This window comes from Calothrix sp. UHCC 0171, assembly GCF_034931845.1.
Taxonomy (GTDB): domain Bacteria; phylum Cyanobacteriota; class Cyanobacteriia; order Cyanobacteriales; family Nostocaceae; genus Brunnivagina.
In genome coordinates, this window is record NZ_JAYGHN010000005.1 from 51,879 (window position 1) to 66,270 (window position 14,392).

At 39.7% G+C, this 14,392-nt stretch carries 9 protein-coding genes and 1 pseudogene; 6 read left to right on the forward strand and 4 right to left on the reverse strand.

Annotated features, from left to right (window positions below; translation table 11 throughout):
* Window positions 1-141 precede the first annotated feature (141 nt).
* The 6 genes and pseudogenes from VB733_RS05815 to VB733_RS05840 all read left to right on the forward strand — a co-directional run bounded on the left by VB733_RS05815 (window position 142) and on the right by VB733_RS05840 (window position 6,852).
* The gene (locus VB733_RS05815) at window positions 142-2,286 is read left to right on the forward strand and encodes a molybdopterin oxidoreductase family protein (RefSeq protein ID WP_416336296.1); all 2,145 of its coding nucleotides are present in this window, start codon (window positions 142-144) and stop codon (window positions 2,284-2,286) included.
* A gap of 359 nt (window positions 2,287-2,645) precedes the next feature.
* Entirely contained in the window at window positions 2,646-3,104 is a 459-nt protein-coding gene (locus VB733_RS05820) for a phosphate-starvation-inducible PsiE family protein (RefSeq protein ID WP_323339155.1), read from the forward strand.
* A gap of 100 nt (window positions 3,105-3,204) precedes the next feature.
* Window positions 3,205-3,669, forward strand: a complete 465-nt coding sequence (locus VB733_RS05825) for a nitrate reductase associated protein (protein ID WP_323339156.1) — start codon at window positions 3,205-3,207, stop codon at window positions 3,667-3,669.
* 173 nt (window positions 3,670-3,842) lie between these two features.
* Window positions 3,843-4,424 (forward strand): annotated as a pseudogene (locus VB733_RS05830) (DJ-1/PfpI family protein).
* A 223-nt stretch (window positions 4,425-4,647) separates the two neighbouring features.
* Entirely contained in the window at window positions 4,648-6,033 is a 1,386-nt protein-coding gene (locus tag VB733_RS05835) for a PrsW family glutamic-type intramembrane protease (protein WP_323339157.1), read from the forward strand.
* Window positions 6,034-6,090: 57 nt separating this feature from the next.
* Complete coding sequence (locus VB733_RS05840; protein WP_323339158.1) at window positions 6,091-6,852, forward strand: thermonuclease family protein; 762 nt, start codon at window positions 6,091-6,093, stop codon at window positions 6,850-6,852.
* Window positions 6,853-7,319: 467 nt separating this feature from the next.
* Here VB733_RS05840 and VB733_RS05845 read toward each other — a convergent pair whose 3' ends face one another.
* The 4 genes from VB733_RS05845 to VB733_RS05860 all read right to left on the reverse strand — a co-directional run bounded on the left by VB733_RS05845 (window position 7,320) and on the right by VB733_RS05860 (window position 13,660).
* On the reverse strand, window positions 7,320-7,967 hold the full coding sequence (locus VB733_RS05845; RefSeq protein WP_323339159.1) for a hypothetical protein: 648 nt from the start codon (window positions 7,965-7,967) through the stop codon (window positions 7,320-7,322).
* 171 nt (window positions 7,968-8,138) lie between these two features.
* Window positions 8,139-9,722, reverse strand: a complete 1,584-nt coding sequence (locus VB733_RS05850; protein ID WP_323339160.1) for a CHAT domain-containing protein — start codon at window positions 9,720-9,722, stop codon at window positions 8,139-8,141.
* Between the two features lie 459 nt (window positions 9,723-10,181).
* Window positions 10,182-12,545, reverse strand: a complete 2,364-nt coding sequence (locus VB733_RS05855; RefSeq protein ID WP_323339161.1) for a protein phosphatase 2C domain-containing protein — start codon at window positions 12,543-12,545, stop codon at window positions 10,182-10,184.
* Between the two features lie 764 nt (window positions 12,546-13,309).
* Window positions 13,310-13,660, reverse strand: coding sequence for an NAD(P)H-quinone oxidoreductase subunit M (locus VB733_RS05860; protein WP_096615981.1), 351 nt, complete (start codon window positions 13,658-13,660; stop codon window positions 13,310-13,312).
* Window positions 13,661-14,392: the final 732 nt, after the last annotated feature.

The following is a 14,392-nucleotide window of genomic DNA, read 5'->3' on the forward strand; positions in this document are numbered from 1 at the left end:
TCAGGAAAGATATCAAAGGGGATATATAGCAACAGGGTTTTATTTCTTCATATCCCCGCGTCCCCGCGTCTCCTCTTCTCCGTGTCTTCCCCTCTTCCCCTTCCACTTTAAAATTACCAGGGTTTCTAGACTGTGACTGAGATTATTAACACTGTTAAAACTCTTTGCCCATATTGTGGTGTTGGATGTGGTTTAGAGGTTGCTTCTAGTTCGACAGATAATCCCCAATCTAAACCAAAAGTCAGAGGCGATCGCACCCATCCATCGAGTCAAGGTATGGTTTGTGTTAAGGGAGCAACTGTGGCTGAATCCCTTGATCAAGATAGATTATTGTACCCAATGGTGCGGGATTCCCTCGATGAAGAATTTCGACGGGTGAGTTGGGATGAAGTATTGAATTTGATTTGCGATCGCATTCACATGATTCGCACAACCTTTGGTGCTGATGGTTTGTGTATGTATGGTTCTGGGCAAATGCAGACTGAGGACTATTACGTTGCTCAAAAGTTACTCAAAGGCTGTTTGGGAACAAATAATTTTGACTCGAATTCGCGTTTGTGCATGTCGAGTGCAGTCAAAGGTTACAGCCAAAGCCTTGGTTCTGATGGACCACCTTGCTGTTACGAAGATTTAGAATTGACTGATTGTGCCTTTATTATTGGCTCCAATACTGCCGAATGTCATCCGATTGTCTTTAATCGGTTTGCTAAATACCATAAGAAAAATCCCCAAGTAAAATTAATTGTTGTTGATCCTCGTCGGACTCCAACTGCGGAAATAGCAGATTTACATTTAGCTATTCGTCCGGGAACAGACATCAATTTACTCAATGGCATTGCCCATTTATTATTGCGTTGGGGTAAAATCGACGCTGCATTTATTGAAGATTGCACCAACGACTTTCACGAATTTGCCCAACTCCTCCAATATTATCCGCCTGAAGCAGTTGCCGAAACCTGCGGTATTTCCCTTCCAGAATTAGAAACCGCAGCACGTTACTGGGCAGAATCAAAAAATATCCTATCCCTGTGGTCGATGGGTGTTAATCAATCGCGGGAAGGTACAGCTAAAGTCAACAGCATTATTAATTTACACTTATTGACCGGACAAATTGGCAAACCTGGTGCTGGTCCTTTTTCCCTCACCGGACAACCAAATGCAATGGGTGGCAGGGAAACGGGGGGATTAGCAAATCTATTACCAGGTTATCGATTAATTACCAATCCTCAACACCGGACTGAAGTCGAACAATTCTGGGGAGTAAGCTCTGGCAGCATATCACCTCACAATGGTCGCACAGCTTGGGATATGATTACTGGATTGGAAATTGGGGATGTGCAAATGCTTTGGGTGGTGGCAACGAACCCAGCAGTCAGTTTACCTGACTTGGAACGTACCAAAGCAGCATTGAGAAAATCACCTTTTACCATTTGCCAAGACGCTTATTACCCGACAGAAACCGCAGCATTTGCCCATGTTTTATTACCTGCTGCCCAATGGGGTGAGAAAACCGGGACAATGACCAATTCCGAGAGAGTTGTCACCTTATGTCAAGCATTTCGCCAACCACCTGGAGAAGCGAAACCCGACTGGGAAATATTCGCCGAAGTTGCCCGTCGTTTAGGTTTTGCCGATAAATTCGCATTTCCTCATGCTGCCGCAGTTCATCGCGAATTTGTCCAACTCACTAAAAATAGTGTCTGTGACATGAGCGATATTAATCATGACAGACTCAAGCAAGAAGGTGCAATTCAATGGGGCACCTCAAAACGTCTCTACACCAACCACATTTTTCCCACACCCAACCAACGGGCAAATTTTGTTCCTCGTCATGCCCTGGGATTAGCAGAACCACCCGACCCCAATTTCCCCTTTATATTGACAACAGGTCGAGTTTATGGACATTGGCACACCCAAACCCGCACAGGAAGAATCGAGAAAATTCGCCAAATGTATCCCGAACCCTTTATCGAGATTCATCCTCTTGATGCCAATGATTTGGGTATTATTCATGGTAACTGGGTAGAAGTGCGATCGCGCCGTGGCAATGCCAAATTTTGCGCCAAAGTCACTCGTTCCATAGCTCCCGGCACGGTGTTTGTCCCCATCCACTGGGGTGCGATTTGGGCAGAAAATGCCGAAGCTAATGCACTTACCCATCCCCAATCTTGTCCCGACTCGCTGCAACCAGAATTAAAAGCCTGTGCTGTCCAACTTATCCCCATTGCGATCGAGTTAACAGTTAAAACAGTTAACAGCTATCAATTGCAACCCTCTGAATGTTAAGCTGCTAATATATTCAATCTGAAAATAATAATTACGATTAGGAGTGCGATCGCCTTTATCAATTGCGCTCTAATTACCAGTTTGTGATTATTTATAAATCACATGATATGCATTAACTTCTGTCGATGCATCTAAACAGATTTTTTGTATTTTACTGCTGATTCTATAAAATTGCTTTATATAATCAATGCATAAAATATAACTTTTCCGGTTGAATTTACATTTACTTAAATTCAGCAATGCAACGGAAGCACAAGGAATCATTAGTAACCCAAAAGAAAAATAAATTTGATTTCTCAACAAATATTTTCTTTTATTTTTTGACTTTTGATTTGTTACTTCAGAGAGGGGCAAAGCAAATGCGGAGATTATTCAAAACTTTTCGAGAGTTAACTACAGACGAAAATTTTATCCACATCATCGAAAATATTGAGGTGGTAGTTGCAAAAATTCTTTCATTTTGCATGTTATTTGTGATTTTAGCAGCTATCGGTGATTTAATTATTTTCATGTTTAGAGAATTGCTCTCATTCGGCAACTATGGAAATTTTTATAAAACATTATTTAAAGTATTTGGATTATTTTTAAATGTGTTAATTGCCTTAGAGATTTTAGAAAATATCACCGGCTATCTCAAAAAGCATGTGTTACAAGTTGAATTAGTTATTGTTACTTCCTTAATCGCAGTTGCTCGGAAAATTATTATTTTAGACCTTGATAAAGTCTCAGGGATAGATATTATCGGTCTTGGGATTGCTGTTTTATCTTTATCCGTCAGTTATTTAATTATTCGTAGTAGTAATTCCAAAACCAAATAATAAAAATAAATTCCCAATAAATTCCTAATTTCTAATTCTGAATTCAGAATAATTAAATTTTCCAACAAGATTATAGATATATAATTATTTTTCAACCAAAATGGCAACTTTCTTTATATTTGAAGCTGATTTTGTTGATTCCCTGCGTTGTATACCTATGCAAGTAAGATATAACCTTGACACCTGCGGTATTAAGTTAAAATTAGCTGACTGGAATCAGATTAATTCAGATGAACGTCAAACGTTAGTTGATATGGCATGTACAAATGAAAAGGAGGTACAAGCATTTCGTGAATATTTGCAAAATCTTATCCTTCAGCGTACTGGAAAAGCACCTTCAGAATTACCAATTGAGCAATATCCAGATTGGCTAAATACAGATAAAATTCCGGAAGAAATTCAAAAAAAGGCATCTGAATTTAGTGTCAGAATTACACAACAACAGTGGAGAGATTTATCTCCATTGCAAAGATTTGCGTTAATCAAGCTTAGTCGTTCAGGACATGAAAATAAAAATTTTCCACAAGCATTAAAAGAATTTAATTTAATTTCTTCTTCAGCTTAAGATTATAAATATTTGAGTAAAATTACGAATAAATAAATTTGGATAAATAGTTATGTATCATTTGTTAAACTACAAAAAAACTATTTAATTCCTGAAATAAAATATAGATTCAATAAATGTAAAGAACATAAAAAAACCAAAGAGAGTAATGAGATGTCTACAAAAAAATATTAATGCTCGTTGGTGACTACGTTGAAGATTACGAAGTCATGGTTCCTTTCCAAGCTTTACAAATGGTTGGTTACACTGTCCATGCCATTTGTCCTCACAAGAAAGCTGGAGACAAAATCCGTACAGCAATTCATGATTTTGAAGGAGATCAAACTTACAGCGAAAAACCTGGTCATAATTTTACCCTTAACGCTACTTTCGATGAAATTCAAGCAGAAAATTATGACGGCTTGGTAATTCCAGGAGGAAGAGCGCCTGAGTATATTCGCTTAAATAATAAAGTTATTGAAATTACACGTCATTTTGCGGAAACAAAAAAGCCGATCGCAGCTATTTGCCACTGACTACAATTACTTGCCGCAGCTAATGTATTAAAAAATAAAAATTGTACTGCTTATCCTGCTTGCAGTCCTGATGTAAGTAACGCAGGTGGAAACTATATAGAAACTTCATTCGATGGGACAATTGTTGATGGTAATTTAGTTACTGCACCTGCTTGGACTGCCCATCCACTGTGGTTAGCAGAATTTCTCAAATTGCTTGGGACTAAAATTGAGCATTTGGAAATGGCGGAAATTAATTAATGATAAGTGTGATACCAAAATCATCACTAACATGAATTTGTGATAAAGATAGCAATAGCCATTAGCAGCATTTGCTAGTGGTGTTTCTATTTTTAATTTTTAATTTCTAATTCTCTAATAGAGAGTAAAGCTATAGTGTATTTAGCAATCCTGCTGATGCGGTTGGGGTTAGTCCTACTGCCAAATTCGTTTCAAAAAATGTTTAGATTTATCCCGTAACTCGATGACAGCCAAAAACGCAAGACAGAATGCATTTCTCCGGCTAGTGTCTGCTAATGGGACAGCTTTGGAGTCGGAGTCTGGCTACTCGCTGCTCGCTCATAGGGAGGTAGTAATTGGACGTGATCCTGGTTGTCAAATTGTTTTGGATGCGACCAAATATCGAATGGTGTCGCGTCGCCATGCAGTAGTTCGCCCATTATCTCCATCCCCCGATGGCGGGAATACCTGGGTCATTTGTGATTTGAGTAGTGCTAACGGTACTTACTTAAACGATCACCGAATTGAAGGTTGTCAGGAATTACAAAATGGCGATCGCATTTCTCTGGCACAAGATGGTCCACAATTCTTGTTTGAGTATGAAGTTAACTACGAAGCAACAGTTGTCGGTTCTCCTGCTGCTGTGTCTCTCACACCCGCCAGTAGATATGAAGCCGATACACAAATTGATTCGGTCAGTTTTACACAATTGTTTCCCATTATTTCCACAGGTAAAGATTTAACCAGTAAAGCTTATTTAGTTCCGGGAATACTCACTGTAATATTTGTCGTATTAATGTTTGCGACAGTTGGTCAAGCACGACCACATCCAATTTTTAATACCAACAATATTGTCGGTACTTATATTGCTTCGGCTGCATATTACTTTATTTATCGATTATGTGGTAGACACAAACCTTGGTGGGTGCTTGTTACCGTTGCCTTATCGACAGCAATCATTTTAAAAAGTCCAATTCTGGATTTATTTATTTATGTTTTTCGCGACACATTGGGAGGTCGTTTACCCAGAGATAACCAGCCAATTACCCTCACCGATTTGTTATGGCGAATGTTTGTAGGTGCAGGATTAATGGAGGAATTGCTCAAAGCTTTACCTGTACTCGCTGCCTATGGGATTGGTCGATTTTTACCCCATCCTTGGCGCGATCGCGTGGGTGTTTGGGAACCACTGGATGGTATTTTGCTGGGAACAGCTTCAGCTGTTGGTTTCACCTTATCAGAAACTCTAGGACAATATGTACCCCAGATTGCTTTCAATGTTGCTCAACAATCAGGTGCAGATGCAGGACAGTTGGTGGGATTACAACTGCTAATTCCCCGAATTTTAGGTATAGTTGCCGGGCATATGGCTTATAGCGGTTATTTGGGCTATTTCATCGGTTTAGCTGTACTCAAACCCAGTAAAGGCTGGCAAATTCTCTTAGTAGGTTATTTAACTGCGTCTGGGCTTCATGCCCTGTGGAATGCGACTGGTGCAATTAGTGCTTTATTATTAGTTGCTGTTGGGGTTATTTCTTACGCTTTTTTGATGGCTGCAATCCTCAAAGCAAGGGCACTTTCACCCAATCGGGCACAAAATTTTGCGACTCGTTTTTTGGAAAGGAAATAGAAGTTACACCTACACACTCAAGACACACAAAAGATTAAATATCTCGGTAAAACTTAGATGAATATAGATTTAATTGAACTCATTTTAGTTCTAGCTACAGTAGTGGGTGTTACGGGTGGAAATCAAATTATTGTTAAAGAGAATGGGGGGAAAAAAACTACAGTAAATCTGGTTTGTATTCAGACCCAGAGTTGGTATAATTCAATTGCGACACAAAAGCTAAAACAGCTACTACCAGACGCGACTCCTATTGTGATTAGGAATATTGAAACAGATGAAAATGGCAACAAGTTGGGTGAAGTGTTTCTAGATAATCGTTCTGTCAATCTGCAAATGGTGGCAAATGGTCATGCAATCGTTGAAACAAATTCTTTGCATCATTGTCTGGAGAATAAAAGCCAATTTTTAATAGCAGAAGCAAATGCCAAGAATAAGCGACTGGGACTTTGGCAGCAATCAAAAAATAATTCTAACTCCAATCTACATAATTCCTATATCAAAACTTTACAAGGTAAATTAATTTATGAAGAACTACCTTCTACAAGGTCTGTTAGAGCCTATCGAGGTGAAGAGTTTTTTCTGATTACTAATTCTCCAAATGTAAATCGATTATTACTACGCCCTTCAGAAAAAATTAACCGTGATCGCTTAAAATCTTGGCATAATCAATCAGTCGAAATCACCGCAATTTATGCGGAAGGAACTCGTCCTTCATCTGCTAAAACACCTTGCCCTATCAATGCTAATGGTGAATGTCTACCACAAGGAGATGGATATCAAGTTCTTTCGATCAAGCGGTTAAGTTCACCTAGCAAATAACTATATATGTGAAGGCAAAAAAATAAAGAGTGTTTCATAAGCTTTTCAACCATTTTAGATGGTAGCTTTATTGTTGCCGTTGTGTACTAATTGGAATACATATAAATCTAAATCAAGTTTGAATAAATAAAAATCGCGAGCAAAACTCGCGATTTTTGAGTAGGTTTTCAATCGATACTTTGCATAAGTACATATGTTGAATACAAAATGTATGTATTTCACAAATTCTTCTCTGGAAACTTTATCCTGCTGTTCTACCTTTTGATAGATGGCGCTTAATTGGTAAGAACCTATAGTTAGATTTAGACTGGCACACTATTACCTTCTCATAATTCTCATAATACTTTCTCTGAAAATTATTTTCTTCAGTTAAACAGCACCAAGACTAAACATAGACGAATTGCCACATCAGCACTATCCCCTATCAAACAGCACAAATAAACTATTATTTAAGTCTAGAATTAACTCTAATCTTCTGTTGCTTCAGCTTGAAACTTGTTCAACTGACGTAGAGCGTAATATGCAACTGCCAAACTAACTCTTGCTTGCTCGATTTCCGATAAATTGTTCCATTCGTGTTCGCCAACTTTATTCAGCGCAGACTCAAGGCTTTGTGTTTCGCCATTCCGCATTGCATAAGAATACGGACGCGCTAAAACTAATAAGTCATCAGCCCCCAAGTTTGGCAATACTGCCTTTGCACACAACACCAGTTGCTCTCCCATTGATTGTGTTGGGTTAAATATTTCCGCAGCTTTTTCAGCTATCTTCTCAATCCAATTTTGAGGGACACGAGATGTCATTGCTGCTTGTAAACTTTCTTTAAGACTAGCAATTATGTTGATACTTGTATTACATTTGTAGTGTTGAGTGTTTGTGGCACTTGACCATAGATGATCAAGTGTTTCATAAAAAGCTTGCGATCGCGTAGGTAGTTCTGCGTCGAGTAATTCACGCATAGCAAACTGCGATTCGACGTGATGAAAAAAATCTTCTGTTTCGCCCTCTGCGGGATTCCAAGGATAATTGATGTCTTCGGAATCTAGTAGTGCTTCGAGGAGTTCTAATTGAATAGGTGAAGTTTGGATATTTTCTTGGTTATTAAAATAGGTCATTGTTGCCTCCAGGTGATTCATTTAGTAGTATTGACAGCTACAGCATCAAGTTTTGAGTTTCCGCAAAAAGAATATGATTTTGCTTAGTTTGGCATATTTTTTTGGAGTTAGTCGTTACATTTAAAAATCCAGTTAAGTCAACGGTATATCTACGGTTTGTGCCACTGATTTTTATCGCTCATCGATGATAAATTCCCAGATTTCATTGCGGCTACTACCGAACTTTAGCTGCATTCCAGATTCGAGGGGTATTTCCTGATGATGGATTCGCTGCCAATTCCCCGCCTTCAAAATTAAAGTTCCACCCGTTGAGTCATCACGTAGAAAATAATTTAGGACTGGCGTTGAGGCGCTGAAGTTATCACGACAGATAATTTGAGCATGTTGTCTCGACACTGATAAATCAGGAATTACAATATGATTATCTGTAGTCCGACCAATACGAGTAATTGGATTTTGTAATAAAGAAATTTTATCTTCACCGTTAAGTAATCGCAGGCAAGCACTGGGAATTTTGGTATATTCCGGTAGCGACGTGGGTAGTTCGGTGATGCTTTCATCCAAACTACGAAGAATTTGCCCATCAAATTGTGGATGCATATACAGCACAGGCAAAGTCCAGGATGGATAATTAAATCCGAACCTAGTTAGTAATTTTTGTCTTGCTTCGGCGACAGCTTCATCAATCGTTTTACGCGATCGCAAGGCTTCAGAAAATGCTTGAATAAAACTTAGGCTTTCGCGATCGGCAATTTCGTCACGCATTCCTAATACAGCCGGAACCCCATGTCGAATCAAAACCTCAGCTAAACTGCTATAGGGTATTGATTGATGATTTACTGATGCTGGTTGCGCCCCCCAACAGGAATTAAATAGGGCTAGTTTCACTCCAGTTCGAGTTAATACTTGGGCAAGTTCAATCCCATTCAGCCTAGCTTCGGGGTGTAAATTTAAAATACCACCATCGGGGTGTCGCAACCCATGTCCAGCGTAGAAAAATACATTGTAGGATTGGGTTTCTAAGGCAGCAATCAATTCTTCTGGCGTGGGTTGAATCAGAGTAGTCACCATACAGGGAGCATACCCACGCGCACTGCTAGCAACGGCGACTCCCTGAGTTAGAGTTTCTCTTAATACTTCGGCTTCTTCCCTGAGTTTCAGGTTATCATCTTCACCTAATACCAGTAAAATGTTTAATCCAGGGTCTTTGCGGAAATCAGGGAGAGGCTCCACATCGCTGGTAGTGCGACTAAATATTACATTTTGACTCAGAGAAATTACGGGTTGACCTGGGCGCTGCATAATTTCCCAGGGGACAGCGACTAAATAGGGGTCACGTAATTCCAAACGTAGGCGGAGACTTTTACCTAATGCTGTCGCCGCACCCCGATTATGTTCCAAACTATTAAGAATTGGTCCATCAAAAACCCATTGCCATAAACTATTACCAAAATACTGCATTAAGCGACTAGCGTAGTTAATCGGCTGTCCTGAAGTTGACGCAGGTAATTCAATGGTCATGACATTTACGGGCTGGGATGAAGCCTCTTCTTCGGAAGGATGGGGAGATATATCCAGGTTGCTATGTCCCGCAAACAATTGCTGCCACTCTCGCCAAACTTGTGTCAAAGCTGGTGTCCAGACACAATCATGGATAACGCGACCACTGGGATAGGGAGCTTCCACAACCACAATCGCGAAATTGTTAGTGCCAGCGTGGACAAGACGGGCGATCGCCAGGTTTAAGGATGGCATGGATTCATTAAACTTAAAGGTTAAAGCAAGTTATGTCAAAGAACTATATTTAAATAGCAAACCTAAATGGCAAACCTAAATGGCAAACCTGTTTGTAGAAACACAAAATTGTTGTTTCTTCCTTGCTGGTTAGGCGTTGGAGCGTTTACCTCCTTTTTATATTCACCAATTTATATTCACCAAGCTAATATCTGAATTATTTCAGGTTTGTTACCAGTTTATATTAATTGATTCCGAAAGAACTCAAGAATACTTCTAGTAGTAAGATTTTGCAAAAGTGAATTCCTGGCTGCCGAATATGGTAATGAAGGGTATCCAGAGCCAGCCAATTTTAGACTTCGGGGTTTTTGATTAACTTGACTTTTCGTTACATAACTTTTTTGTGTCTTGCTAATAGCGCAGGTATAACGGCGATCGCAGCTTGATTTTTGTAGTTACACTTCCAGGGTTGGAAAGGGTTCAATTATTTCGACTAGGAGGATTGGAACTTCTCCTGGGAGGTAGAGTATTTGAGGGAGTTGGTGGAGATGTATCGACTGCTGGGGAATCATCTTCAGTCGCATCCCCACAGGGATTTACGCCAGCTGCGGGTTTGCTGACGGAGGAGCCACTGGCTTTGATTTGCGAGGCTTGAATCCAGATTTTATCTTTTGGTCGAAGTTTAATTGCTTCCACTGGTGATGGTCCCAGGATTTGTGAATTGACTGAACAAACTAATACCTGGAGGCTGTCACTTTGGTTTGTGTCTTCGGGAATTTCTGCGGATGTATTGAGAATTTTGAGAATTGTTCCTGAAGGAATTAAACCACTCTCGGTAAAGGGTGAGGGTGTTTGGCTAAATGCGATCGCTTCTTTGACACTTATTAATGAACCTACTTGTGTTTGCTTTTCAGCGTTTGATAAAATTGGCGGGTTCGGTAAATTTGTTGGTGTGACAACAGGTTGTGTCGGTAATGGAATTTTGAATAGTGAATTTTGCGACTGCGATAGTATGTAGCCCATAGCTCCAGCTAAGACCAGAAAAATTGGTACTGCAATCAGATATAAGGGAAATTTCTGATTTTTGGCTGGTTCTGTATCGGGCATTACTTGGGTTCTGACCCTGGAAGAGTTGAACTGGCTACTGGGAGTCTCCTTCGTCGGTAAATCACTAGTATTTGACAAGTATAAATCCGATATTTTGGGTGTCATGATTGATTCTGGTTCTGTATATTTGATTTGATAATGAACCAGGGCAATAGTGACGTTATCGTGACCATTTTGGGTGTTGGCAATATCGATTAACCTATCTGCGACAATGCTCATATCAACACCATCAGTAAAATCGTTGTTGAGAATTGGTAAAATCTCGCTCTCCCAATATTGCTCAACACGATCAAAATCGCTCAATCCATCTGAACACAACAAAAACACACAGTCTTCATCAAGTACAAATCTCTGGGCGCTGGGGTGTAATGAGTTACTGCTACCCATTCCCAAGGCTTGGACTAGGGAACCACTCGCCCCTTGATTAATGGCATCACGGTAAACTGCATAGCCTAAGCGAACTTCTCGTGAGGCAACATCATCATCCAAGGTAACTTGATAGCAACCTTGACGGGTAATCAAGTAAGCGCGACTATCACCAACATGGGTGATATACATTTCGTGGGCAATTGGTAGCGCCATCACCAGGGTTGTCCCCATACGCTGTCGTCCTTGTCTACCCTCTGTATCGTTTCGCTGGCTGATTTTTTCGTTAGCGACGGCGACGGCTTGTTCCAAGTCTGCCAGTAAAATTGTCGGATCGATGCGATCGCGTGCTTCTCTGGCAAGTAAATTAACTTGTTGCTGAATCACTTCGATCGCAATATTTGAGGCGACATTCCCTCCCTCGTGTCCACCAATCCCATCACAAACAATTGCCAAGGCTGTCGGTTGGGGAGGTTTACTAACCTTGCTACCACTGACGGGATAACAGGCATCTTCGTTGCGTTGGCGGCTTGGTCCTGTGTCAGTCCTGGTAACAATTTTGACTGATGAGTTAAAAATTGCGGCACTGCTATTTTCGGCACGCCCAACTTCAATTAATCCTTGGTCTAAAATTGCGACTAATTGTTCGCCGGAGCGGATTTCACCGTTGATGAGCGAGTCACAAACTTGAGCTAGAAATTCCGCGATCGCATTTTTAGTTTTCTGGAGTAAATGACTGCGCCAAAATTCTCCTAAATCAGCTAAGCTCAGTTTTTTCTCGCCATCATGACGTAATTCTAATAATTTAACGACAGAACCTTCTGGTCGAATTAATGAAGCTTCTAACAAACTGGATGCTACACCCTCACTTGCCAAGGGTTGCCAGAGATTAGCAATTTGCCATAACCAGTTGAGTTGCCGCATCGATGTGGCTTCACCCCAAACCACGTCAATCGATTTGTATAGTTGCACTTCGGTTACTGATTCGACATTAGTCCGTAGTGGAGGTTTCTCTAATAACAAAATTTCTTGTTGATTTTCCTCACCTGCGGGGATAACTCCATAAACTTGAGGAACATGGAGTCGGTAAGGAAATAAACGTAAATAAGATTTTAACTTCTGTAACTTTTCCATTTCCGGCACTACAGGAACAAGTCCGGGTCTGGTATCAAAAAGGACAGACTGGCTAATGATTAAATAGCGATCGGCTAAAATATTCCCAGCAACGCCTAAATTTTTTCCTTCTGCCACTGCCCATAAATAACGTTTCGGCAACGGCGTTCGACACTGCTGACAAAAATGATGATTAAGCGGATTGGCTGTCTGACAAGCTTCATTGGGACAGTTGAGCATTGCCGCGTCTTTTTCCATATTTTTCGCACCGATCAGCTTTACTTAGCAATTTTAGTTAACAGGAGGTATGGCGGCACTCTCAACCGCTATTTTTTTAAGTTTAGATATATTTAAGTTACATATATCCTATTTTGGATCGCTATTGTAGCAATGTGGATACAATCAGCTAACTAAAAATCGACGTATTCGCGTCCAAAAATAAGTATATTAAGTTAAATAAACAGTCCCGGCGATACTCGCTAATTCTAATTATTAGTGGGTGCTTGACTGCATTCTAAACAGTTATTCACCATGCTTTTAGGAATTGTGCAAGGCTGTCTTCAGTTTATCGGAGTAGAGGCAATAAAAAACTTAATTTAAACCTAAAAATTAATGATGCTAATTCCAGGGTCTCAAGTTTCATGAGTTACGCTGTCGCTAACACGCCCTACCTGTCTTTTCAAAAATTAAATAGTAATCCTATATCTTGTAGGGGTGGAGATTTTGATAATTAGATCATTCATTCATGATTTATCTGGCGGATAATCTTTAATCTTTCCTTTCCAGCCTCTTATAGCTACTGTCAGGATAAAACCGAACTTTCCCAACAGTAGATTTTGATTCTTCGCAATTCTTAAAGTCACAGGTTAAAGGTTAAGTATTTAACAGTCTACAGAGTTAAGAGTTGGCGATCGCGAGCAGATTTAATACCCATGAAATCTCCAGCAACCATGAATCATTAACTAATTAACTAATTAACTAAATAACCCATTAACCCAATTAACCAATGATAAAAATCTTGCTTATTCAGCTTCAACACGGGGAAGTCCCATACTGTAATTAGCCACACGAGCGTTGAGATTATAGCTAATTTCAGCATTTTGCAAAAGCGATCGCACAAAATGTTCTAAGTCGGAACCGATACGGCGCAAGTTGTAGTCGGTTAAATCAGCACCGCTCGAAGCTTCTACTAAGTCATCAAACTTACGATAAACCTTTTGCAGTGCATCTTCATTCCAAATAAACTCATTATCAGGGTCAATATCCAAGGTTAAAACCCGATCATGGGGAACTAATTCGCCATCTTTGTCTAATTCCGCCGCAAAAATGCGGATGTGGCGGGTTGTAGACTTAAGCAGCATTGCATTGTCCATAATTTGAAGATGTTCAGGATAGAGGTTTCTCACCAACATTGTAGACTTTATCCCGCAGTCGCAATAGCCATCAATTCGCCAATGAATTGTATGGGGAAGTGAATTAATTACTTACTTTCTAAGTAAAAATCAAATTTGCTGGTGCTTAAAGTAATATTCTCAATTTTTACACACCGAAGCACAGGGTCAGAAGCAAGAGATAGTTATATAGGGATAAATAAATAGATATAGATGTATATATTCAAAGTTTACCGTTGCAGATTTTTTCCAGTACGTGTTGATTTATCCTTACCCATTGTCTTGATTCCTTGACCTTTTTTTGGGGAACTAGAAATTTAGTGTCATAGTCAGCTTGTTCTAGCGAAAACATGCTTTCCCAATTTCTCGTTCCTGTTTTTCTTGGCGCGAAAAAATAACAATTATTTTGCTGGAAATAATTTATCTTCATCAATAGGAATTGTTTCACGGCAAAAATCCCCTAATTTCTTTACCCAATTATGACGCTTTGGCACTGAAATGAATAAATCATACATCTAGTATTTTTACGTAAAAACGGTGCATTAGGCTCCAGCATCAGGATATTAACAGTAATTTCAGCGATATTACTTACGTATAAATACTGCGTATTTAGTAAAAACAAAAACTGTTGTTGACGTTAATATCAAGTTGATGTAAAAACCTTTAAAAAGCACTAGCAACTTCTTACAGAATCTTTATCGTATGGAATCTTAA

What these genes read in the sequence shown, in the direction of transcription:
- VB733_RS05860 (WP_096615981.1), bottom strand. Translation starts at nt 13,660, where the DNA reads ATGGACAATGCAATGCTGCTTAAGTCTACAACCCGCCACATCCGCATT.
- VB733_RS05855 (WP_323339161.1), bottom strand. Translation starts at nt 12,545, where the DNA reads ATGGAAAAAGACGCGGCAATGCTCAACTGTCCCAATGAAGCTTGTCAG.
- VB733_RS05850 (WP_323339160.1), bottom strand. Translation starts at nt 9,722, where the DNA reads ATGCCATCCTTAAACCTGGCGATCGCCCGTCTTGTCCACGCTGGCACT.
- VB733_RS05825 (WP_323339156.1), top strand. Translation starts at nt 3,205, where the DNA reads ATGGCAACTTTCTTTATATTTGAAGCTGATTTTGTTGATTCCCTGCGT.
- VB733_RS05845 (WP_323339159.1), bottom strand. Translation starts at nt 7,967, where the DNA reads ATGACCTATTTTAATAACCAAGAAAATATCCAAACTTCACCTATTCAA.
- VB733_RS05820 (WP_323339155.1), top strand. Translation starts at nt 2,646, where the DNA reads ATGCGGAGATTATTCAAAACTTTTCGAGAGTTAACTACAGACGAAAAT.
- VB733_RS05840 (WP_323339158.1), top strand. Translation starts at nt 6,091, where the DNA reads ATGAATATAGATTTAATTGAACTCATTTTAGTTCTAGCTACAGTAGTG.
- VB733_RS05835 (WP_323339157.1), top strand. Translation starts at nt 4,648, where the DNA reads ATGACAGCCAAAAACGCAAGACAGAATGCATTTCTCCGGCTAGTGTCT.